The organism is Tunturiibacter gelidiferens (assembly GCF_013410115.1).
Classification (GTDB): domain Bacteria; phylum Acidobacteriota; class Terriglobia; order Terriglobales; family Acidobacteriaceae; genus Edaphobacter; species Edaphobacter gelidiferens.
Genome location: NZ_JACCCV010000002.1, coordinates 278936 through 302635 on the forward strand (window position 1 = coordinate 278936; position 23700 = coordinate 302635).

At 58.1% G+C, this 23700-nt stretch carries 18 protein-coding genes and 1 riboswitch; of the genes, 11 read left to right on the forward strand and 7 right to left on the reverse strand.

The features are described from left to right. The first annotated feature begins 65 nt into the window (after window positions 1-65). The 4 genes from HDF12_RS13270 (at window position 66) to HDF12_RS13285 (ending at window position 5722) form a co-directional block, all read left to right on the forward strand. Window positions 66-1358, forward strand: coding sequence for an FtsX-like permease family protein (locus HDF12_RS13270; protein ID WP_179584093.1), 1293 nt, complete (start codon window positions 66-68; stop codon window positions 1356-1358). Continuing rightward, on the forward strand, window positions 1351-1833 hold the full coding sequence (locus HDF12_RS13275; protein WP_179584094.1) for a carboxymuconolactone decarboxylase family protein: 483 nt from the start codon (window positions 1351-1353) through the stop codon (window positions 1831-1833). Before HDF12_RS13270 ends, HDF12_RS13275 begins: the two co-directional genes overlap by 8 nt. A gap of 101 nt (window positions 1834-1934) precedes the next feature. Beyond that, window positions 1935-2753, forward strand: a complete 819-nt coding sequence (locus HDF12_RS13280; protein WP_257025657.1) for an ABC transporter ATP-binding protein — start codon at window positions 1935-1937, stop codon at window positions 2751-2753. A gap of 500 nt (window positions 2754-3253) precedes the next feature. After that, window positions 3254-5722, forward strand: a complete 2469-nt coding sequence (locus HDF12_RS13285; RefSeq protein ID WP_179584095.1) for an ATP-dependent Clp protease ATP-binding subunit — start codon at window positions 3254-3256, stop codon at window positions 5720-5722. Window positions 5723-6155: 433 nt separating this feature from the next. On the opposite strand, the gene HDF12_RS13290 is transcribed toward HDF12_RS13285, so the two are convergent. Together HDF12_RS13290 and HDF12_RS13295 are read right to left on the reverse strand one after the other, a co-directional pair. After that, window positions 6156-6452, reverse strand: a complete 297-nt coding sequence (locus tag HDF12_RS13290; protein WP_179584097.1) for a YtxH domain-containing protein — start codon at window positions 6450-6452, stop codon at window positions 6156-6158. 293 nt (window positions 6453-6745) lie between these two features. Further along, window positions 6746-7462, reverse strand: a complete 717-nt coding sequence (locus tag HDF12_RS13295) for a uracil-DNA glycosylase family protein (protein WP_179584099.1) — start codon at window positions 7460-7462, stop codon at window positions 6746-6748. 100 nt (window positions 7463-7562) lie between these two features. Here HDF12_RS13295 and HDF12_RS13300 point away from each other — a divergent pair, with 100 nt between their 5' ends. From HDF12_RS13300 to lon, 5 genes are all read left to right on the forward strand, one after another. Next, a complete protein-coding gene (locus tag HDF12_RS13300; protein ID WP_179584101.1) occupies window positions 7563-8894 on the forward strand; it encodes an aldose epimerase family protein in 1332 nt (443 codons plus the stop codon). Between the two features lie 200 nt (window positions 8895-9094). Beyond that, window positions 9095-10507, forward strand: coding sequence for a trigger factor (gene tig / locus HDF12_RS13305; protein WP_179584103.1), 1413 nt, complete (start codon window positions 9095-9097; stop codon window positions 10505-10507). A gap of 15 nt (window positions 10508-10522) precedes the next feature. Beyond that, window positions 10523-11143: an ATP-dependent Clp endopeptidase proteolytic subunit ClpP gene (gene clpP / locus HDF12_RS13310; protein ID WP_256369948.1), complete on the forward strand. Its 621-nt coding sequence runs from the start codon at window positions 10523-10525 to the stop codon at window positions 11141-11143. A 165-nt stretch (window positions 11144-11308) separates the two neighbouring features. After that, window positions 11309-12595, forward strand: coding sequence for an ATP-dependent Clp protease ATP-binding subunit ClpX (clpX, locus tag HDF12_RS13315; RefSeq protein ID WP_179584105.1), 1287 nt, complete (start codon window positions 11309-11311; stop codon window positions 12593-12595). A 237-nt stretch (window positions 12596-12832) separates the two neighbouring features. Beyond that, window positions 12833-15259: an endopeptidase La gene (gene lon / locus HDF12_RS13320; RefSeq protein WP_179584107.1), complete on the forward strand. Its 2427-nt coding sequence runs from the start codon at window positions 12833-12835 to the stop codon at window positions 15257-15259. 78 nt (window positions 15260-15337) lie between these two features. On the opposite strand, the gene HDF12_RS13325 is transcribed toward lon, so the two are convergent. Beyond that, on the reverse strand, window positions 15338-15487 hold the full coding sequence (locus HDF12_RS13325) for a lmo0937 family membrane protein (protein ID WP_158941405.1): 150 nt from the start codon (window positions 15485-15487) through the stop codon (window positions 15338-15340). 291 nt (window positions 15488-15778) lie between these two features. Between HDF12_RS13325 and HDF12_RS13330 the strand changes: the two genes are divergently transcribed. Beyond that, window positions 15779-18046: a hypothetical protein gene (locus tag HDF12_RS13330; RefSeq protein ID WP_179584109.1), complete on the forward strand. Its 2268-nt coding sequence runs from the start codon at window positions 15779-15781 to the stop codon at window positions 18044-18046. Between the two features lie 3 nt (window positions 18047-18049). Here HDF12_RS13330 and HDF12_RS13335 read toward each other — a convergent pair whose 3' ends face one another. Both HDF12_RS13335 and thrC read right to left on the reverse strand, forming a co-directional pair. Beyond that, entirely contained in the window at window positions 18050-18331 is a 282-nt protein-coding gene (locus tag HDF12_RS13335; RefSeq protein ID WP_179584111.1) for a MoaD/ThiS family protein, read from the reverse strand. Beyond that, window positions 18331-19617, reverse strand: coding sequence for a threonine synthase (gene thrC, locus HDF12_RS13340; RefSeq protein WP_179584113.1), 1287 nt, complete (start codon window positions 19615-19617; stop codon window positions 18331-18333). The genes HDF12_RS13335 and thrC overlap by 1 nt, the downstream gene beginning before the upstream one ends. Window positions 19618-19739: 122 nt before the next feature. Beyond that, a riboswitch (SAM riboswitch) is annotated at window positions 19740-19860 on the reverse strand. Between the two features lie 76 nt (window positions 19861-19936). Here thrC and HDF12_RS13345 point away from each other — a divergent pair. Further along, window positions 19937-20329, forward strand: a complete 393-nt coding sequence (locus HDF12_RS13345) for a hypothetical protein (RefSeq protein ID WP_179584115.1) — start codon at window positions 19937-19939, stop codon at window positions 20327-20329. Here HDF12_RS13345 and HDF12_RS13350 read toward each other — a convergent pair. Together HDF12_RS13350 and metH are read right to left on the reverse strand one after the other, a co-directional pair. Further along, entirely contained in the window at window positions 20326-20718 is a 393-nt protein-coding gene (locus tag HDF12_RS13350) for a response regulator (protein ID WP_179584117.1), read from the reverse strand. The genes HDF12_RS13345 and HDF12_RS13350 overlap by 4 nt on opposite strands. Before the next feature lie 264 nt (window positions 20719-20982). Next, window positions 20983-23700, reverse strand: a complete 2718-nt coding sequence (gene metH / locus HDF12_RS13355) for a methionine synthase (protein ID WP_373563927.1) — start codon at window positions 23698-23700, stop codon at window positions 20983-20985.

The window sequence follows — 23700 nt, forward strand, 5'->3', positions numbered from 1 at the left end:
TGAGGCGGGTGAAAGGCGTTGGGCCTCGCGTTGCTCGGCTGTGGCGGATAGTAAGCTGGAAGTCGATGCGATTTGAATTTTTTATTGCGGCGCGTTATCTGCGGGCGAAGCGACGGCAGGCTGTGGTAGGGGTGATCACGGCAATTTCAGTGATTGGAGTGGCGGCGGGTGTCGCATCGCTGATTATTGCGCTGGCCATTACGAATGGGATGAGACGGGATCTGCAGGAGCGGCTGGTGGGGTCGACCTCGCATGTGGACCTGATGAGGGTGGCGGGCGATGGGATACGGGACTGGCGACCGCTGCTGGCGCGGCTTCGCGGCGTGCCGCATGTGGTGGCCGCTGCTCCGGGATTGTATGGGCAGGTGCTGATCTCGAAGGGGGCGAGGAGTGGTGGTGGGTTGGTGAAGGGCGTGATTCCGGCGGATGAGAAGACGGTCGGGGATCTGCTGCAGAGTGTGGTGCAGGGCTCGGCTGCGGCGTTGGAGCCGGTTGCTGTGGCGGCTGCTCCTTGCGGGAGCGGGACGAGTGCGCGGAATGATTGCGGAGGAGGTGTGTCGCGGGAGATTCCGCCGATTGTGATTGGACAGGATATGGCGGAGTCGCTGGGGGCAAAGGTTGGGGATGGTGTGCTGGTGACGAGTCCTCAGGGTGAGTTGACGCCGCTGGGGCTGGTGCCGAAGTATGAGCGGTTTCAGTTGGCGGGGATCTTCAAGTCGGGGTTTTATCAGTATGACTCGAGCTATGCGTTTCTTCGGTTGGTGGATGCGCAGAGGCTGTTCAGCGAGCCGGATCTGATCTCGGTGATCAGCTTCAAGGTGGATGATCTTTATCACGCGGATCGTGTGGGAAGGGCGATTGAAGATGCGGCGGGCAAGGGGTTTCAGACGACGAACTGGATGGAGCAGAATCGTGAGTTGTTTCGCGCACTGAAGCTGGAGCAGGTGGTGACGTTTATCGTGCTGGCGCTGATTGTTTGTGTGGCTGCGCTGAATATTCTGATTGCGCTGACCATGATGGTGATGGAGAAGACGCGCGATATTGCAGTGCTGATGAGCTTCGGGGTGAGGGCGGATCAGGTGCGGCGGATCTTCTTGATGCAGGGGTTGCTGATCTCGGTGATTGGGACGGTGTTGGGGTTGATTCTTGGATATGGATTGAGTTGGCTGGGTGGGCACTACCGGTTTATCCGGCTGGATGCTGCGGTTTATTCGATTGATTATCTGCCGTTCGCGCCGCGGGTTGTGGATGCGGTGATTGTGGCGGCGGTGAGTCTGGGAGTGAGTCTGATTGCTACGATTTACCCGAGTGGAAGTGCGGCGAAGGTGTTGCCGGCGGAGGCTTTGCGATATGAATAGTCCGAGATTGAAGTATGGGCAGTTGGCGCCGGAGGGTTTGGCGCGGATGCAAGAGCTGGAGCATTACCTGAATACTCAGACGGGGCTGGAGGCTTCGTTGATGGGGTTGGTGCGGTTGAAGGCTTCGTTGACGAATGGATGTGAGTATTGCGTTCGTGTGCATACTGCGGAGCTGAAGAGGGCGAATGAGACGGCGGAGCGGATTGCGGAGGTTGGTGATTGGCGCGGGTCTGAGGCTTACACGAAGCGGGAGCGGGCGGCGCTGGCCTGGACGGAGGCGGTGACGAATATTCAGGATGGACATGCTCCGGATGCGGTGTATGACGAGGTGAGGGAGCACTTCAGCGAGATCGAGACAGTGAATTTGACGCTGGTGATTACGACGATCAATGCCTGGAATCGGATTGCGATTTCGCTGGGGGCGCATTCGGGGCACGGCAGTGCGAAGGGCGTCGGTGGAGAGATACGTGGCTGAATGGCAAAATGCGGGGGTCTCTCCACTGCGTCGCGCGATGAGGCCGCGCGACTCCGGTCGAGATGGCGCTTCTATTGGGAATGGATGGATGAGGTGAAGGGTTGAGCGATCCGCTGAATGGCGATGTTCGGTTTGAGAATGAGGGGACGCTGGAGCCATTGCCGGTGGTGCGGGAGCGGACGGTGGTGATGCGGGCGGTTGGGCTGACGAAGATCTATGCGGCGGTTGCTTCGAGTGGCGGGTCTTCGAGCAGAGGTTCGGCGAGTAGTAGCTCGGCGCGACCGGCGCTGGAGCTGTTTCGTGGGCTGGATCTACGGGTTCACGCTGGCGAGATGGTCGCGATTGTGGGCGAGAGTGGCGCGGGGAAGAGTTCCCTGCTGCATCTGCTGGCGGCGCTGGATACGCCGACGGCGGGCGAGGTTTGGTGCGGTGATAGTCGGTTGAGCTCGTTTACGCCGAAGCAGGCTGCGGAGTATCGCAATCGCGATGTGGGGTATGTCTGGCAGTTTCATTACTTGTTGCCGGAGTTTTCGGCGCTGGAGAATGTGGCGATGCCGCTGCTGGCTCGCGGCTTGAAACGGGCGGAGGCGCTGGAGAAGGCGCGGTTTTGGCTGGGGCAGGTGGGACTGGGGGATCGGGCGGAGCACCGTTCGGGGGAGTTGAGCGGAGGAGAGCAACAGAGGGTGAGCCTGGCGCGGGCGCTGGTGACGGAGCCGAGGCTGCTGCTGGCGGATGAGCCGACGGGCGATCTGGATGGGAAGACGGCGGAGGCGGTGTTCAGTTTGATTCAGCGGCTGCATGAGGCGCATGGGCTGACGAGTGTGCTGGTGACGCATAACCTGGAGTTTGCCGAGCGATGCGATCGGGTGCTGAAGCTGCGAGAGGGTCGGTTGGTGGACGCGCGAACGGGGAAGATGTAGTTCGAACGGAACGGGATCGAGAGATCGAAGGTTCAGCCGCTACGTTCGGGCGTTCACGATCTGACAAAGCTGACTCGTATCTTTGCTGTGGCGGCTTTGATTCGACTTAGTGTTTTTTTGGGAAGCAACCTCCGAGAGGACCGAGATCTCCACAGTGAACAGCGTCCGATCTTCCTATCCTTCAGTGATTTGGCAAGACTGCTCCTTCCCTGCTCTCGAAATCATCTAATCAACAGAAGGAATGGAAGTTTTCTAAAGTGCACCTAATTTGGTGCTGGTTTTGCACAGGTTGCGTCTAAAAGAGTGCTAAGTTATGCATAACTTTCGAGGGATTTCGAATATTTTGGACGGACGACTACACTAAGAAGTAGTGGGATGGATGCTTCGCAGGTTGAAGTAGCCTGATTTGTCTCTGGGAGCGAGCGGCACGGAGACGGTTGTTGGGACCAACGGCGCTATGCGGCCTTCGGGCTGGATGGTGGCCGGCTTGAAGGGGATATATGTTCGAACGCTATACGGAGAAGGCGCGGCGGGTGATCTTTTTTGCTCGCTATGAGGCCAGTCAGTTTGGGTCGCCTTACATCGAGACTGAGCACCTGCTGCTTGGTCTGTTGCGTGAGGACAAGGCATTGACGAACCGCTTCTTGCGGTCGCACGCGTCGGTGGAGTCGATACGCAAACAGATTGAAGGCCATACGACGATTCGGGAGAAGGTGTCGACTTCGGTCGATCTGCCGCTCTCGAATGAGTGCAAGCGAGTGTTGGCGTATGCGGCGGAGGAGGCAGAGCGGCTCTCGCATAAACATATTGGGACCGAGCATCTGCTGCTGGGACTGCTGCGCGAGGAGAAGTGCTTTGCGGCAGAGATTCTGCAGGAGCGTGGGTTGCGGTTGCCGGCGATTCGTGAAGAGCTGCAGCGGACGACGCAGGAGAAGGCTCCTTCGTCTGGCAGCGGAAAGGGACAGCGCGGCGAGCAGAGCATGCTGGCGGAGTTTTCGCGGGACCTGACGCAGTCGGCGATGGATCAACAACTCGATCCGCTGGTTGGCAGGGATAGCGAAGTGGATCGGGTGATCCAGATTCTGTGCCGGCGCACGAAGAATAATCCGGTGCTGATTGGTGAGCCTGGCGTGGGTAAGACTGCCATCGTTGAAGGGCTAGCGCAGAAGATTGCCGATGGCGAGGTGCCGAGTTTCCTTGCGGATAAGCGGGTGCTGGCGCTTGATCTTTCGCTGATCGTTGCGGGAACGAAGTATCGCGGGCAATTTGAAGAACGGCTGAAGACGATCATGAAGGAGCTGATGGAGAATCAGAACTCGATCGTGTTTATCGATGAGTTGCATACGCTGGTTGGCGCTGGGTCGGCGGAGGGGTCCCTGGATGCTGCCAATATCCTCAAGCCTGCTCTGTCTCGCGGTGAGATTCAGTGCATCGGCGCGACAACCCCTGCGGAGTACCGGAAGTCGATTGAGAAGGATCGGTCGCTTGAGCGCAGATTCCAGGCGGTTAAAGTTCCACCGCCGAACGAAGAAGATGCGATCAAGATCATCATGGGGATCAAAGAGAAGTACGAGAAGTTCCATGCGGTGAGTTATACGGACGACGCGATTACGTTTTCGGTGTCGCACTCGAGCCGGTATATTCCTGATCGGTTCCTGCCGGATAAGGCGATTGATTTGATCGATGAGGCTGGTGCGCGCGTGAAGTTGCGGCAGACCTCGATGCCTGAAGAGCTGACCGAGGTGCAGAAGCGGATCAAGTTCATCGTGCACAGGATGGAGAACGCGATTGCGAATCATGAGTTCGAGAAGGCTCGGTTCTACTCGGATGAAGAGCGCAAGGAGCGGGAGAATCTGCGGGCGCTGCGCGACAAGTATCACCTGGACGATTCTTCGGCGGGGATTGTGACGCGGGGAGATATCGAGGATGTGGTGAGCCGCTGGACGGGCGTGCCGATTACGTCACTGAAGGAAGAGGAGACGCAGCGGTTGCTGCGGGTCGAGGAGGAGCTGCACAAGCGCGTGATCTCGCAGGATAAGGCGATCTCGGCGCTGGCGCGGGCTATTCGGCGATCGCGTGCGGGGTTGAAGAATCCTGCCCGACCGATTGGAAGCTTCCTGTTCCTTGGACCTACGGGCGTGGGTAAGACGGAGATGGCGCGGACGCTGGCGCAGTTCCTGTTCGGCAGCGAGAAGGCGCTTATTCGTTTCGATATGTCGGAGTTCATGGAGAAGCACTCTGTGAGCAAGTTGATCGGTTCGCCTCCGGGATATGTGGGGTATGAAGAGGGCGGCCAGCTTACGGAGCGCGTGAAGCGTAATCCGTACTGCGTGGTGCTGCTCGATGAGATCGAGAAGGCACATCCGGATGTGTTCAATCTTCTGCTGCAGGTGTTTGAAGACGGGCAGCTGACGGATGGTCTGGGCAACACGGTCGACTACAAGAACTGCATCGTTATCATGACGTCAAATATTGGAGCGAAGCATCTGCAGAAGCGGCAGGGGCTGGGCTTCCAGAGCGAGAAGGAGGATATGGTTCTCGACAAGATGGAGGAGCTGGTGCGGGGCGAGGTGAAGCGGACCTTCAACCCGGAGTTCCTGAATCGTCTGGACGAGATCATCATCTTCACGTCGCTGTCGGATGCTGACCTGATGCAGATTCTCGAGCTGCTGGTGCAACAGTTGAACGTGAACCTTGTGCACAAGGCGATCACTATCTCTGTGGCCGATGATGCGAAGAAGTGGATCATCGAGAAGACGGCTTCGGATCGGAGCTATGGGGCGCGGCCTCTGCGTCGCGCACTGCAACGGTTCGTCGAGGATCCTCTGTCGGAGGCGCTGATCGGCGGCGGGATCGTTGAGCGGCCGGCGTTCCTTGAGGTCTACATGGAGAACAACAAGCTGTACTACCGTCCGATCTCGGCCGATGGCGAAGAGAAGATGGCTGGGCTTGAACTGACCACCGTTTAGCGCTGTTAGCGCGGATTCGACTTCAAACGCCTCGGCTGACCGCCGGGGCGTTTGATTTTTTGGAGCTTGCCGAAGCTTGAAATAGCGTGAGTGAAGAACGGACAACAGCAAAGGCGAAATGCGGGGGTCTTGACGGATACCGCAGCATGAATCGGTTCGCTGCAATTGAAAGTTGTAGCCGCAATCCACTGAGCTGTTCACGATGAGGCCGTGAACAGCTTCGGTCGAAATGACGATGTTTTTTTGAGGGTGGGTGAAAGAACAGGCAACAGCAAAAGCAAATGTAGAGGTTCTTGGCTGCGCTCAGAATGACGGGTTCTTGGCGGTGTGAACTTTTGGCGATTTGACAGGCTTCGGATGGGTTAACGCGAAACATCCCGGAAGGTTCCGGGATGTTCGCGTTCCAGAGAAGGCAGATTGGGACAATGAAAAACTAAACGAGAGATTGTGCCGACTTCACAGCACTGTTGACGACATCGCCTGCCTTGTCGACGGCGTAATCCACCTGTCCCTTGGTGCGTTTGATGGCCTTCTGAGCCTCGTCGCTGAGGCGCTCGGCCTGAGCCTTGAGGTAGTTGCCTGCGTCCTCCAGATAGTCGCCTGCGTCCTCCGCTCTTTTGCGGAGCTGCTTGCGAGTTTTGACTCCGGTTTGTGGAGCGTAGAGAAGAGCGATTGCGGCTCCTGCGCTAACGCCGATGCCGAAGGCAAACCAGTAATTCTTTGCACTCATTCGAAGTACCTCGTGCGAGATTTTGCTTCTCTAGAGGATAGGATTCGCCGGGGCAGCAATTGGTTGGTTGTTTTTTGATATTGCGAAGGTTTTGAGACAGTTACAGGGAATCATTCGAGGTAATGGCGAGGTGGTTCCCTGACTTTGCATGCTCCGCAAAAAAGTGGGTAGGTGCAGGCTACAGTGAGGAAGAGGTGGACAATGAAAGACGTTTTGATCGCGCTTGTTTTCCTTGCAATGATCGTGGGACCAGCCTTCTTTGCCCTGGATGTCTTTGGGGAGAAGAACCAGCTCTAGACGGTGAGTCCGGCCAGTTCCCTTGCCCGCAGGAAGATGCGTGTGAACATCAATCGATTGAGGCGGCCGGTGTTGGTGTTGCGCAGGGATGGGTGGTAGGTGGCGAGCAGATGAAGACCGTTGGGGAGAAGGTATTCGGCTCCGTGAGAGAAGCGATAGTCTGATTTGCGGGTGATGGCGCCAGTCTGCAGAAGAAACGCCATGTAGCCGTCGAAGGCTATCTTTCCGAGACAGACGACGACGCGCACGCGGGGTAAGGCTTGGATCTCGTGAGCGAGGTGCGTGCCGCAGTTGCGAATCTCCTGAGGGAGTGGCTTGTCGCCGGGCGGGGCGCAGCGAACGACGGAGGCGATCCAGGCGTGACGAAGCTTGAGGCCGTCGTCGCGGGTGACGGCGCGAGGTTTGCTGGCGAGGCCGAGCTCATGGAGGACGGGATACATGAAGTCGCCGGAGCCGTCGCCGGTGAAGGGACGGCCGGTGCGGTTGGCTCCATGTGCGCCAGGGGCGAGGCCGAGGATGAGGATGCGAGCGCGAGGATCTCCGAAGCCGGGAACAGGGCGTGACCAGTAGGTCTGGTCGAGGTAGGCGCGGCGTTTGGTCTCGCCGATGCCGCGGCAGTAGTCGCGAAGACGTGGGCAACGCTCACAGGTGATGATGGTTTCGCGAATCTGCTGCAGGAGTGGAGACGTACTTTGTGTGTTGGCGGGTGTCACTCTTTCTCATCATAGTTGGTGGGAGACGGTAGGGTAGATGGGCGCGTCCAACAACTGAGTAGAATGATGTTCGTATATCACGACGGGAATAGGCGGGAAGTTGGAAGATCCAAGACTGAGCAGGATGTACTGGGCACTCCTGAAGGAGTGGGCCGCTAAGCGTCGCAGGAGCATATGGCATGTGGCGGTGATGCGTTCCGGCCTGCTGACTGTGCTGGTTCTGGCGCTGCTGCTGGCGGGTTTGGCATTTGGGTGGCGGACCCACAGACTGGGACAGTTTGCGATGCTGAAGAAGCAGCTGCGGGCGAAGCCAAAGCAGGACGTTGTGTTTCGGCCGGGTGGGCAGGATGTGATTAAACTGCAGCGTACCCAGATGGTAGGCGGGAACGGGCCGGAGTTTCTGTCGGCCACGTTGCTACCGGGACGCGGCATGAATATGTTGCAGATTTCGGCCTATCTTCCAAAGATGGGAGAGGTGAATCTGCTTGCTTCGCCACCTCTTGAGAGTGCGGCGGAGCAGTTGAGCGGCAGTGGGGCGGATGCTGCGGGAACAAAGAGCCTGGCGATGGGGGCGGCGATTGAAGCTCCCTGGGCAGGCCGGATCTATGGGACGCGAACACCGGACGGAGGACTGACCGCGGTGTGGCGCGGAGTTCATTTGAACCTGCCGACCGGGGTGAAGGACAGCTACGGGCTCGATGGTGCAGCTGCGGCTGGAGGGTTACTGTTGAAGGAGCCTTCTACTTCGGTGAGCACGAACATCATGCCGGATGGAGGGGAGGCCAGGGCGACGTTTAAGCCGGGGGATTTCGACGGCCACTGGCTGTCGAAGACGGAGATTACGACGACTGTCGAGTTGAGCGGCAGGGTGATCGAGATGAGGATCGTCGCTCATAATGTCGGCGATACCGCGGAACCGATCGGCATCGGCTGGCATCCGCGATTTGCGATTTTGAGCGGGCATCGCGGCCAGATGCTACTGCGTCTGCCGGAAGGCCTTCGCGCGGAGGTGAAGGATCGTCGCAGCGGGGAGTTGAGTGGAAGACTGCTGCCGGTGACAGGAACCGAGTATGACTTTACCAGGCGGGAGGGGGCACAGTTGGGTGCGCTAAACCTCGACGACAGCTTTGTGCAGTTGAAGCGGGGCATGATGGCAGATGGCCCGGTCGCGGAGCTGCGCGATCCGGAGAGCGGCTATGGACTCCGGATCACGGCAACGTCGCCTACCATCAAGGCTTTGCGGGTATACGCTCCGTTGGACGGATCGTATATTTCGATCGAACCACAGTTCAACTACGACGATCCCTTTGGACATGAGTGGGCTAAGGCTGAGGATACGGGGATGGTCGTGCTGCAGCCGAACCAGACCACGCAATGGAGGGTACGGCTGGAGATATTTGCCCTGGGCTCGGCGCCGCCGGAACGCTTTTAGTGCTGCATTTTTACGGTCTGCAGTTGCGGAACGGGGTTTGCTGAGATCCGGACCAGCGCGAACGGCGATGCGTGGTTTGACCCCCTCGTACCGGGACTCGTACAGTAGATAAGAGGCGTGGATCGCGCTCGTCAGGGTAACGGCGACGGCGCGGCATACACAGGCGCACTTTGGAAGGCATGGATTTGACCCCGACTGAGATGACAGAGACCAATGAGACTGCAGAGCTGCAGCCAGAAGTAGCGACTACGCATGATCATGAGCATCATGACCACGCTCATGACCATGAACACACGCATCAGCACGCACCTGCGCTGAATCCGGAACTGACCCGAGAGATTGACGTTGAGGTTGGCGCGGATGAGGTGTCGAAGAGCTTCAAGACCGTGGTGAAGCGGTACCAGAAGCTGGCGAGGATCCCCGGCTTCCGCGCGGGTAAGGTGCCGGAGACTCTGGTGCGTTCGAAGTTTGCGAAGGAAGTTCGGCAGGAGGTTCTGGAGAGCCTGGTGTCGGAGCGCTTCCGCAAGGCGATCGACGAGCAGAAGCTGCGTCCGGTGTCGGAGCCACAGTTGCTGGACCTACAGCTTTTCGATGGACAGCCGTTGAAGTTCAAGGCTGCGTTTGAGGTTGCGCCGGAGATCGACATTGCGGGCTATGACAGTGTTTCGGTGACGAAGCCTGAGGCTGCGCTGACCGACGACGAGTACGCCGCAGAGTTGGCACGCGTGCTGGACAGCCATGCGACCGTTGAGCCGGTGGAAGAGGATCGTCCGCTGGCAGATGGCGACTGGGCGGAGATTCAGTTCCGCGGCGAGGTAAAAGACCTGGCGCAGACGGTGACCGAGGATGGAGTGCAGAGCGTTTCGAATAGCGAGCCGATTACGGGCGAGGATGTGCTGATCGAGATTGGCGGGAAGAATACGCTGACTGCATTCAACGAGGCGCTGCGTGGAGCCAAGCCTGGGCAGGAGCTGAAGTTCGAGGTGGACTATCCAGCGGACTTCGGCGAGCGGCGACTGGCGGGACAGACGGTCAGCTATGACGTGACTGTGAAGGGCATCAAGCACAAGAGCTACCCGGAGCGCGATGCAGAGTTCGCCAAGCAGCTGGGCAACTACGAGAACTGGGAGGAGTTCGAGACCAAGCTCCGCGAGCATGCTTCGGATCGCAAGAAGAACGCGCTTGAGAATGCCGCAAAGGACAAGATGCTCGGCGAGTTCGTGGAGAAGTTCCAGTTCCCTATTCCCGAGGCGTTCGTGCAGCAGCAGATCGAAGCTCGATTGGATCGCGGGCTGCGTGCGTTGGCTCAACAGGGCATGAAGGTTGAGGATATGCGCAAGCTGGACTTCGTTCAGTTGCGTGCCTCGCAGCGCGACCTGGCGGTGAACGAGGTGAAGGTTTCGATGATCCTCGATCGCATCGCCGAGGTGGAGGGCGTCACGTTGAGCGAAGAGGATCTGGAGCGCGAACTTCTGCTGCTCTCGATTCAGTCGCGTGAACCGCTGGAGACGCTTCGTGACAGGCTGTCGAACGATGGCGGGCTGGACCGGATTCGCGAGCAGATGCGGCGCGAGAAGACTGGAAGCGTGCTCTACGAGAAGCTGGCTTCGTAGAGTGAAGTTGTCGGATTGCTAACGGACAGAAAGAAAGAGAGTGTTATGGGACTAGTACCGATGGTGATCGAGCAGACGAGCCGGGGCGAACGCGCCTACGACATTTACAGCCGTCTGCTGCGGGACAACATCATTTTTCTGGGCACGCCGATCGATGACAACATTGCCAATGTGATTATTGCGCAGATGCTGTTTTTGAGCGGTGAGGATCCGGAGAAGGACATTCAGCTCTACATCAACTCGCCGGGCGGATCGATCACGGCCGGTCTGGCGATCTACGACACGATGCAGTACATCAAGAACGATGTGGTGACCTTCTGTATCGGGCAGGCTGCCAGCATGGGTGCGTTTCTTTTGATGGCGGGCAAGAAGGGCAAGCGCTTTGCCCTGCCGAACTCGCGGATTCTGATCCACCAGCCTTCGATGGGCGGGCTGAGCGGACAGGCTACCGATATCGACATCCATGCGCGGGAGATTCTGCGGATTCGCGAGATCACGAACAAGCTGATGAGCGCCAGCACGGGCCAGACGCTGGAGCGGATCGAACGGGATGTGGAGCGCGATTTCATCATGACGGCCGCGCAGTCGAAGGAGTACGGGATCATCGACGACATCATCGATCGGCCCCGAACGTAGTTACCACAGTACTGTTGCGAGAGCCCGGGCCACTGGTTCGGGCTCTTGCGTATATGACTATTTCGGGGTACTGCCGTGCACCCCGGAACAAGCTTTGTAAGTTGAATCGGGTGTAAACTTACAGTAAGACTTTGTTACGCGTACGACTCAGGAGTAGTCGCATCTATGAAAACTTCACGGGGCTCAGACGAATCTCTTCGTTGTTCTTTCTGCCATAAATCGCAGGACGCCGTTGCCAAGTTGATCTCATCGCCCTCGGACTATCCGCGGGCGTATATCTGCGATGAGTGCGTGGCGGTTTGCAACTCGATCCTGGAAGACGATCGCACCGAGACGCAGCCAGGCGCTGCGCCGGCTCACCTGCCTAAGCCGCAGGAAGTAAAAGCCTTTCTGGATGAGTACGTCATTGGGCAGGATCAGACAAAGAAAAAACTCGCGGTGGCGGTCTATAACCACTACAAGCGGATTCAGATGAACAAGACGCGAGGCAACGATGTCGAGCTCGCGAAGTCGAATATTCTGCTGGTAGGGCCGACCGGTTCGGGCAAGACGCTGCTGGCTCAAACGATGGCAAAGATGCTGGACGTGCCGTTTGCGATTGTGGATGCGACGACGCTGACCGAGGCCGGGTATGTAGGCGAAGACGTTGAGAACATCATCCTGAAGCTGCTGCAGGCTGCCGATGGCGACGTGCAGCGGGCGCAGAGCGGGATCATCTACATCGACGAGATCGACAAGATTGGTCGCAAGGACGAGAACCCCTCGATTACGCGTGACGTTTCGGGTGAGGGTGTCCAGCAGGCGCTGTTGAAGTTGCTCGAGGGTACGGTTGCCAACGTGCCACCCCAGGGTGGACGAAAGCATCCACACCAGGAGTTCACTGCTGTTGATACGACGAATATCCTCTTCATCTGCGGCGGGGCTTTTGTCGGGCTGGAGAAGGTGATCGGGCGACGAATTGGCAAGAAGGCGCTTGGATTCAAGGCGATTGCTGATCCCGATGCGAAGGACGGAGATGTGACTCCGATTCGGGCACAGCGAGATGCTGAGTTGCTTCGTCAGGCTGAGCCCCAGGATCTGCTGAAGTATGGGCTGATTCCGGAGTTTGTTGGCCGTCTCCCGGTGCTGGGGATCCTCGACGAACTGGATGAGGCGGCCCTGGTAGAGATTCTGACCAAGCCGCGCAATGCGATTTTGAAACAGTACACGAAGCTCTTCGACTTCGAAGGGGTGAAGGTGATCTTCACCGACGAGGCTGCGCGGGAGATCGCTCGCGAGGCTCTGCAACGGAAGGTTGGAGCGCGTGGTCTGCGAATGATTCTGGAAGAGCTGATGCTGGATCTGATGTACTACGTTCCAGGCAACAAGAAGGTCAAGGAGTTGTCCATCACGGCGGAGATGGTGAAGAAACACAGTCTGACGCTGCCGATGCTACTGGAAAAGGCAGGTTAGTTAAAAGTACTCGTCTGGTGCACAGATTGTTTGAGAGGAACAGGGATTACTTTGATGTTCAGTGGGTCGCAACGACGTCGATTGTCGTTGCGATTGCTGTTTAAAGAGCTGAATATGTTTCAATTCCCTGTCGGTTGTATTTGTGGAATACCTTTATGAGGTCCGAGGAATTACAATCACCTGAAGCCGCAACGCCGATGCATCATTTCCGGCGTTTTAACGTCTAATTGGAGAGAGATGACAAATCAACCAAAAAAAGCGCTAAGCGGCGATGTTCGCAAGCTTCCGATGATGCCCATACGTGACATGGTCATCTTCCCTCATATGATGACGCCGTTCGTCGTTGGACGTGAGTCCAGCGTTCGGGCTTTGGAAGAAGCTCTTTCGGGTGATCGCAAGATTTTTCTCGCTACTCAGCACGATGCTTCCGTGGATGAGCCGAACGCCGACGATATCTATGAGACGGGAACGATTGGCAACATCGTCCAGAGCGTGAAGATGCCGGACGGAAATATTAAAGTGCTGGTTGAAGGTGTGGAACGGGCGCATGCCACCGAGATTAATGATGTCGACGGGTTTTTTGTCGCGACGGTACGCACGGGCCAGACACAGCTGGAGATGACGCCGCAGGTGGAGCAGCTGATGCAGCGGGTTCACTCGCTGTTTGAGCAGTATGTGAAGCTGCAGCAGTCGTTGAACTACGAGACGATGGCGGCGAGTGTGCGTGCGGATGAGCCTGCCAAGCTGGCGGACACGATTGCAGCAAACCTGCAGCTCTCGATTGAAGAGAAGCAGCAACTGCTTGAGGTCTTCGATCCGGAGAACAGGCTGACTAAGGTTGCGGATGTGTTGGATGTGGCGATCGAGAAACTGAATATGGATCGCACCATTCAGTCGCGCGTGAAGCGGCAGATGGAGAAGGCTCAGAAGGAGTACTACCTCAACGAGAAGATCAAGGCTATTCAGAAGGAGCTTGGTCGCGGAGAGAAGTCCGAGTTCGATGAGCTGAAGAAGAAGATTGAAGCCGCTGGAATGCCGAAGGATGTTCTTGAGAAGTCGCTGCAGGAGCTGAAGAAGCTTGAGGCGATGCCTCCGATGTCGGCTGAATCGACTGTGTCGCGGAACTACCTGGACTGGCTGCTTGCTGTGCCGTGGAAGAAGCGGTCGAAGGAGATTCGATCGATCGAGCATGCGGAACAGATTCTGAACGAAGATCATTATGGGCTGGAGAAGATCAAGGAGCGGATTCTTGAGTTCCTTGCAGTTCGGCAGTTGGTGAAGAATCCGAAGGGATCGATTCTCTGCTTTGTTGGGCCTCCGGGTGTCGGTAAGACTTCTCTGGGGATGTCGATCGCGAAGGCTACGGGTCGTAAGTTCGTGAGGATGTCGCTGGGCGGGGTTCGGGACGAGGCGGAGATTCGTGGGCATCGGCGGACGTACATTGGCGCGCTGCCAGGGCAGATCATTCAATCGATGAAGAAGGCCGGGACGAAGAATCCTGTGTTCATGCTGGACGAGATCGACAAGATGGCTTCGGACTTCCGTGGCGATCCGGCGAGCGCCCTGCTTGAGGTTCTAGATCCGGAGCAGAATACTTCATTCCAGGATCACTACCTGGATGTTGAGTACGATCTGTCGCAGGTTCTGTTTGTCGCCACGGCGAACGTTCTGCACACGATTCCCGGGCCGCTGCAGGACCGCATGGAGATTCTGCGGCTGCACGGCTACACCGAGATCGAAAAGCTGGAGATCGCCAAACAGTACCTGGTGAAGAAGCAGAGAGAGGGCACGGGCCTGACGGAAGAGCAGATCGTCTTCGAGGACGATGCGCTGAGGCAGATCATTCGCGGATACACGCGAGAGGCCGGCGTCAGGAATTTGGAGCGCGAGATCGGTAATGTGTGCCGCAAGGTGGCGCGGCGCGTGGTGAAGAACGGCGCGGAGCACAAGGAGACGATCACCGGGCAGAACATTGGGGATATTCTTGGCGTGGCGAAGTTCCGCGACTCACAGGTGCACGAGAAGAGTGAGGTCGGTCTTGTGACAGGCCTTGCGTGGACAGAGATGGGCGGAACGATTCTGCAGACCGAAGTGCAGGTGCTCGACGGCAAGGGCAAGATGACGGCGACGGGGCAGCTCGGCGATGTGATGCAGGAGTCGGCTCAGGCTGCGCTGACTTATATTCGCTCGCGCTCGCATCATCTTGGGTTGGCGAAGGACTTTTATAAGAACGTCGATATTCATGTTCACGTGCCGGAGGGAGCGATTCCGAAGGATGGTCCGTCGGCTGGCATTACGTTGGCGACCGGGCTGGCGAGTGCGCTTACGAAGATCAAGGTACGGCGCGATATTGCCATGACAGGTGAGATCACACTGCGGGGCAAGGTGCTTCCGATCGGCGGTCTGAAGGAGAAGCTGCTGGCGGCGCATCGCGCAGGTATCTTTGAGGCGATTCTGCCTGAGGAGAACCGCAAGGATATGGCGGATCTGCCGGAGCTGCTGAAGACCAGCATGAAGCTGCACTTTGTCGAGGAGATGGACCAGGTGCTGAAGTTGGCTCTCGAGGGCAATCTGCCTGAGTTGCAGGAAGAGACCCCGGAGGCGCTAGCGAGCGTAATACCTGCGGCTGGGATCGAAATTCCGCAACCTGCGGCGCATCAGTAAAAGACGAGCGTTTGTCAAAGTAAAGAGGCCGACCTGCAAACAGGTTCGGCCTCTTTTATTCCCAGGATTCGCAGGCGCTTAGACCGCTCGTCTGCCGCTGACGAAGTTCATGATGATTGAGATCAAAGCGAAAATCAGCAGGAGATGAATTAGAAAGCTGCTGACATGAAGTACGAAAAAACCACCCAGCCAAAGCAGCACTAGTACGACGGCAAGAATGAGGAACATGGGGGACCTTCTTTCTCAGAACAGAATTGCGCGTCATGCGCGAATGTCTACAGGTCATAAGAGCTAGAATGCTCCCTATTCGTTGCTCCGGTTAAAGATATTGCTCAAGTAAGAGTGATGGGAGTGGCGTCGGGAGGGATCAGGATCGACTGAAATACGGCCACTTCTTCGGTCAAACAAATGACATCTGCGTGACAAATCCTGTGGGGGATCGGCGTAGGTTCGACCTGATCTTGCGGTTTGAATCTAATGGTAGTGTGTCGGGGTTTGGTGGTCATTTGGAGGTTTGTGATGGGTCGCACTTTCCGGAAGGTCTTGGGCGCTTGCCTCGGTCTGTTTTTTTGTGTGGGTTTGGTGTCGTGTGGCGGAAGATCTAAGCCTGCGCCCGAGTCTACGCCAGCGGACTTCTCTCTGGCTTCTACGCCGACGACAATCACCGTCGTTCCGGGTGGACCGGGTCAGCAGGTGAGCGTGAGTGCGACCGCCGCCAACGGCTTTACAGGGATGGTGACGGTTGCCATTTCGGGGCTGCCCGGCGGCGTATCCGCACAGCCATCCACACTCACGTTGACCCCTGGGACAGCGCAGAGCATAACGGTTACGGCGTCGGCGGGAGCCGCTGCTGGAAACGCTACGCTGACCCTCACTGGAACTTCGGGACCGCTAACGCACAGCGCTACGGTCGCGGCAACGGTCTCTGCACCGCCTCCGGATTTCACATTGACGCTGGCGCCTGCTTCCTTGACGGTTGTTGGCGGCTCGGCTGGTTTGCCTGTGAGTGTTACCGCTGCGGCGGTTAACTCGTTTACAGGTGGAGTGGCGGTTGCGATCACGGGCCTCCCTGCGGGTGTGACTGCAAATCCAGCCACTCTGACCCTGACTCCGGGGACTGCGCAAAGCGTGCTGCTTACGGCAGCGCCAACTGCAGCTGCGGCCACTGCGACGGTCACGTTCACGGGGACATCTGGCAGCCTTACCCATTCGACGACGCTTGCTTTGACCGTGCAGTCCATTGCGATGACCAACGCACCGGACGTGACGACCTTCCACTATGACGTTGCGCGAGACGGACTGAATGCGCAGGAGACGATCCTGACGCAGAGTAACGTGAACTCGACGCAGTTCGGCAAGATTGGCTTCGATGCTGTCGACGGCAAGGTGGACGCACAACCACTTTTCCTTGCGAATGTGTTTATCGGAGGGCAGCTGCACAATGTGCTGTATGTGGCGACCGAACACGACAGCGTCTACGCGTTCGATGCAGATAGCGGAACACAGTTATGGAAGACTTCGATCCTTGGAAACGGCGAGACAACGAGTGACGACCACGGCTGCTCGCAGATTACACCGGAGATCGGCATCACCTCGACTCCGGTGATCGACCGCAAACAAGGGACAGATGGAAGCCTGTTCACCATCGGCATGAGCAAGGATGCGAATGGGGAATACCATCAGAGGCTGCATGCGTTGGACCTTACGACGGGCGTGGATACGGGAGCTTCGACGGAGATTGCCGCGACCTATCCGGGAAAAGGAGACAATAGCCAGAATGGCAGTGTGGTCTTCAACCCTGCGCAATATGCGGAGCGCGCAGCGCTGCTGCTTCTAAGCGGCAACATCTACACGGGCTGGACCTCGCACTGCGACTCGGGGCCTTATACGGGGTGGGTGATTGGTTATAGCGAATCGACGCTTGCACAGACGCAGGTGTTGAACCTCTCGCCGAACGGCCACGAGGGTTCGATCTGGATGAGCGGGGATGGTTTGGCTGCCGACAGCAGCGGGTTCATCTATCTGCTACAGGCGAATGGGACCTTCGATACGACGCTGGACTCGAATGGATTTCCTGCCTTGGGAGATTACGGCAACGCGATGGTGAAGCTCTCAACCAGTGGGAAGCTGGCTGTAGCAGATTACTTCGAGACCTATAACGGGGTCGCCGAGTCGACTCAAGATCTGGACCTTGGTTCAGGCGGTGAAATACTCCTGCCCGATCAGATGGACGCCACTGGACACGTGCATCATTTGATTGTTGGCGCAGGCAAAGATAGGAACATCTATCTCGCGGACAGAGACAATCTAGGCAAGTTCAACCCGGCCAACAATCCAATGGACAGCAACATCTATCAGGAGATTCCTGGAGCTATGGAGGGCCAGGTCTTTTCCACTCCGGCCTACTTCAATGGGACGGTTTATTACTCATCAGACGGGGACACGCTGAAGGCGTTTCCATTGACGAATGCGGTGCTGGCCACTAGCCCGTCGAGCACGACGGCTGTAAGGTTTCCGCATCCGGGACCAACGCCTTCCATCTCCGCTAACGGAACACAGAATGGAGTCGTGTGGGCGCTGGAGTCGGGCCTTAGTTCAGCGGGCGTGCTGCATGCGTATGACCCGTCGAACCTCACGCATGAGCTTTACAACAGCGGCCAGGCGGCCAATGGTCGGGACAGCTTCGGAAACGGCAATAAATTTATTACACCGATGATCGTCAACGGCAAGGTGTACGTTGGGACGCAGAATGGTGTTGCGGTCTTTGGACTGCTGCCAACGCAGTGACGCTTAGACGCAGCCGCCGGCGATCGACGGGATGAGCATGATCTCGTCGCCGTCCTGGAAGGCGTAGGCTTCTCCGCCCAGGAAGCGGATGTCTTCGTCGTTGACATAGATGTTGATGAAGCGGCGGAGCTTTCCTTCTTCGTCCTTGATCTGGTTGGAGAGCGCGGGGAAGGTCTGGTCGATATCGGCGATGAGGCCGGGAAGGTTGGAAGCCGCAGAGTTGAATTGCTTGCGGCCATCGGTGTGGCGGACGAAGGCAGTCGGAAGAGTGACTTTGATAGACATTAGAGGGCTCCTGCGGTGGCCAGTTCTGGCTCTGTGATTCCGTCGAGTTCGCGGAGGTAAGCGTCAAAGTCTGCGAGGCGCGGTCGTACGGCGCGGGCGTTAAGATGCGAGTAGCTGTGGGCGAGGGCGTCGGTGGTTTTGAGGCCGTTGCCGGTGATGCAGGTCACAGTGATCTCGCCGGGGGAGATGCGACCGTCGGCATAGAGGCGCGCAGTGACTGCGGTGGTGACGCCGCCGGCGGTTTCGGTGAAGATGCCTTCGGTTTCGGCGAGTTCCTGAATGCCGGAGACGATCTCTACGTCGGAGACATCCTCTGCCCAGCCGCCGGTGCTGCGGATCATCTTCGCGGCGGCGGGGCCGTCGGCTGGATTGCCGATGGCGAGAGAGCGGGCGATGGTGTTGGGGCGCTGCGGTTCGATGTAGTCAGTTCCCTCTTTGACCGCGACGGAGATGGGTGAACAGCCTGAGGCCTGCGCTCCGAAGAAGCGGACGGGTTTCTCGTCGACAAGACCGAGGTAGATGAGTTCGTTGAAGGCCTTGCGGATTTTACGGATGAGCGAGCCGCCGGCCATAGGGACGACGACGTTGTCGGGGAGACGCCAGCCCAGTTGTTCGGCAATCTCATATCCTACGGTCTTCGAACCCTCGGCATAGTAGGGGCGGAGGTTTACGTTGACGAGGCCCCAGGTGTATTCGTCGGCGATCTGAGTGCAGAGTCGGTTGACGTGGTCGTAGTTGCCGTCGATGCGGATGAGGCGCGCACCGTAGACCAGGGTGTTGAGAATCTTGGCGGGTTCGAGGTCGGCGGGGACGAGGATGGTGGCCTTGAGGCCGAGACGGGCGGCCTGCGCGGCGACGGAGTTAGCGAGGTTGCCGGTCGAGGAACAGCCGACGATCTCGAAGCCGAACTTCTGCGCATTGGCGAGCGCGACGGAGACGACACGATCTTTGAAGCTAAGAGTCGGGAAACAGACGGCGTCGTTCTTGATGTAGAGATTGGAAGCGCCGATGCGCTTGCCGAGATTCTTTGCGCGAACGAGCGGGGTGAAGCCTACCGGGAGATCGGGCTCGAAGCCTTCGGGGATGGGGAGGAGAGCGGCGTAACGCCAGATGTTGGCCGGGCCGGCTGCGATATTTTCCCTGGTAAAGATGCCTCGGGCGGCCTCGAGGTCATAGGCGATTTCAAGGGGGGCGAGGCAGTCTGGGCAGGCGGAAAGGGGTTGGTTGCCAAACCTCTTGCCGCACTCGTTGCACTTCAGTTCGTATCGGCTACAGGAATAGTTCATCGTGCTCTTTCCGAGGGGAAAGGTTGAACTTTTTGCGCTTACTCTCTTTTTTGGGGGTCGCCGGATAGGCTGGGAAGGTGAAATGCGGGTGCAAGCCTGGAATTTTGGCCTGCGTGCTCCGAATCTCATGTTCCCTGTAGCAGCCTAAAAGGCCCCCAGGAGAGAGTTGACACCGGTACGCCTTTGTTCTGTCCGGTTGTCGTGGCGTCAAAGGGCTCGTCCCTCAACCACTCTGCATGAAATTCAAATCTGCCGAAGCAGACTGGAATGTATTGTTTGTACCACAGGCCGGGCAGGGCCGCAACTTGTGGAGATATTTTTGACGCGGAAGTTGTATCGACGGATTGGGGGTGGGTGGGTGTACTGGGCAGGTGGCAAGCGCGCAAATCTGGTTGAGGAGAGGTCGCCGATGAAGAGAGAGATCGAGTTTGTTGGGAGTTTTGCAATGACCGTGCTGTTGCTGGCTGGCTCGTTCGCGGTAGCGCAGAGTGCTACGACGGTGAAGGCGAAGAAGCCGGGTGCGGCGACGACGACTACTGCGGTGGCGACTAGTGCCACGGCTCAGAGCGCGGCACCGGCTGCGAATGCCCAGGCGACTCCCGCTGCTAGTGGCCAGACGAGCGGTGTCGCGGCGACGACTGCGACGACAACCACCAAACCAAAGACCATGGTCAGCGCAGATAAGCGGACGATTCCGATTCCCCAGATTTAGTTTGAAGTGGTATCAGACGGCAGCGGGACGATTTCGTTGACTCCCTTTGCGAAGGCGGCGGGGTCAAACTCTGTGCGAACGATCTCGTCGGGGCAGTCGGTGAGAATAGCGACGCGCCAGTTGCAGACGAAGGCGACGAGCTGCTGATGCTGGGCGGTCTTGATCTGGGAGCACATGCGTTCGGCGCGGGGGATTCCCTCTTCGCCTTCTACGTCGATCAGGACGAGATCGTAGTGGCGCGACCAAAACATGGATAGGCCTTCCGCATGGTCGAGGGTGGAGTCAACATTAAATCCTGAGAGCCGAAGAACCTGGTCGCGAAGAGGACGAATGGTTTCGCGGGTGCAGATGTGCAGGATGGATCGAGTGCTGCCGATGGGGGTTTCCATTGCTTTTCTAGTTTCACCGTGGCCGTACGTCCAGTCTCCAATCTTCGAGAGAACATGCTGATCAGGCTGAGCATATGCCCCAAAGCAACCGGATCTGGAAGCGTAGCCCTTATTTTACCGGAGGTTCGGCCAATTCCGCTGGTAAATCGGAAGCATTGGGCCGCCTACAAGGAGGGCCCTCGTTCCGTCACAATTATCTCGCCGCATTATCAACGATTGAGCGGCGAAGGCACCGTTTGAGTCTCTTCGCGGCTTGGCGGATTTCTACTCGGTATCGTAGTTCAGGTTCGGTCCAAGCCATCGCTCGACCTCGGCCACGCTCATTCTTTTGCGCTCGTGGTAATCGGCGACCTGATCGCGGTCGATCTTGCCGAGACTGAAATAACGCGACTCCGGGTGCGCAAAGTAGAGTCCACTGACGCTTGAGCCGGGCCACATCGCAAACGACTCCGTGATGAGCATGCCGGTGTTGGCCTGCACGTCGAGCAAGCGCCAGAGCGTGCCTTTCTCGGTGTGATCCGGGCAGGCCGGATAACCTGCAGCAGGCCTGATACCGCGATACTTCTCCTGGATGAGATCCGCGGGATTCAGACCTTCCTCGAGCCCGTAACCCCACTCATCCCGTACACGCTTGTGGAGGCACTCTGCAAAGGCTTCCGCCAGACGATCTGCGACAGCCTCCGCCATAATCGCGTTATAGTCGTCGTTTTCGGCCCGGAAGCGGTCGCAGAGTTCCTTCAAACCAATGCCGCTGGTCACGGCGAACGCGCCGATGTGATCGGCCAGTCCGGTCTCTTCGGGCGCGATGAAATCAGAGAGCGATCGGCACGGCTCGCTGCCTTCCTTGTTTGCTTGCTGGCGGAGGAAGTGAAAGCGCCCAAGCTCGTTTTTCCGCGTGTCGTCTGAGTACAGCGCCACATCGTCACCGACGGCGCTGGCGGGAAAGAAGCCGTAGACGCCGCGCGCAGTGATCTGGTTCTTCTCGATGATGCGATCCAGCAGAGTGTTGGCGTCAGCGAAGATCTGTCGCGCCTGCTCTCCCTGCTGCTCGTGCTCGAGGATGCGCGGGTAGACACCCTTCAGACCCCATGCATGGAAGAGCGGCGACCAGTCGATGTACTCACGCAGTGTGGCTAACGGAAAGTTGTCCAGCACTCGAACGCCAGTGAATGCAGGTGTGGGAAGATCTTCAGAACGCCACTCGATCGGAGTTCGTCTGGCGCGAGCGGCCTCGAGCGAGATCACGGTCTGGCGCGGCGCGGCATGGGCGGTGCGCAGAGCCTCGTACTCGGAGCGATGCTGGGCTACGAACGCAGGCTTCCCTTCGTCGCTGAGCAGGCTGGTCGTCACGGGCACTGCACGGCTGGCGTCCAGGATGTGAACCACCGGCTCGCTGTAGTGCGGTGCGATCTTGATGGCGGTGTGTCTTCGGCTCGTGGTTGCGCCGCCGATGAGCAGAGGCAGTTTGAAACCCTGGCGCTCCATCTCGCGGGCCACGTGCACCATCTCGTCAAGAGAGGGTGTGATGAGGCCACTGAGGCCGATCAGATCCACCTTCTCTGCCTTGGCGCGTTCGAGGATTTTTTCGGAGGAAACCATCACACCCATGTCGATGACCTCGTAGTTATTACAGGCGAGGACGACGCCGACGATGTTCTTGCCGATATCGTGAACGTCGCCTTTGACGGTCGCGAGCAGGATCTTTCCCTGGGCTTTGACGACCTGGCCAGAGGCGGCCATCTCAGCTTTCTCGGCCTCCATGAAGGGTGTCAGGTGCGCGACGGCCTTCTTCATGACGCGAGCCGACTTGACGACCTGGGGCAGGAACATCTTTCCGGCTCCGAAGAGATCGCCTACCACGCCCATGCCATCCATCAGCGGCCCTTCGATGACCAGGAGCGGCCGACCCAGCTTAACGCGGGCTTCTTCGGCATCGAGCTCGATGTAGGTGTCGATACCCTTAACCAGAGCGTGGGAGAGGCGCTCCTCGACCGTGCCGCTGCGCCACTCTTCGGCCTTCTTCTCACTTGCTACCGAGTCGACGCCTGCGGCTTTCAGAGCTTCGCCGTATTCGACCAGGCGCTCCGTCGCGTCCGGACGGCGGTTGAGAAGAACGTCTTCAACCAGGATTTTCAGCTCGGGGTCGATCTCCTCGTAGACCTCGAGGATTCCCGCGTTCACGATTCCCATGTCCATGCCCGCGGCGATGGCGTGATAAAGAAAGGCGGAGTGCATGGCCTCGCGAACCTTGTTGTTGCCGCGGAAGCTGAAGGAGATGTTCGAGACGCCGCCACTCACCTTCGCGTGCGGCAGGTTGGCTTTGATCCAGCGCGTCGCATTGATGAAGTCGACCGCGTAGTTGTTGTGCTCCTCCATACCGGTGGCGACGGTGAGGATGTTTGGGTCGAAGATGATGTCTTCGGGCGGGAAGCCGACTTCGTTGACGAGGATACGGTGAGCGCGTTCGCAGATGCGAATCTTCTCCTCGTAGGTTGCAGCCTGGCCCTGCTCGTCGAAGGCCATCACGACGACCGCTGCGCCGTACTTCAGCACTGCCGCGGCGTTGTGGCGAAACTTCTCTTCGCCTTCCTTGAGCGAGATCGAGTTTACGATGCCCTTGCCCTGCAGGCATTTCAACCCGGCTTCGATGACCTCCCACTTGGAGGAGTCCAGCATGAAGGGAACCTTGGCGACTTCTGGCTCGCTTGCCAGCAATTGCAGGTAGCGCGTCATCGCTGCGACCCCGTCGATCATGCCCTCGTCCATGCAGATGTCGAGGACGTTGGCGCCGCTCTCGACCTGCTGCCGGGCTATGCTAACCGCTTCTTCGTATTTACCCTCTTTGACGAGCTTGGCGAACTTCGGTGAACCGGCCACGTTGGTGCGTTCGCCGATCATGATGAAGACGCCGGGTTGCTGGGTAAACGGCTGTGATCCTGACAGGCGAAGCGGCTTGGGGTGCGTCGGCTCGGTTGCGCTCAC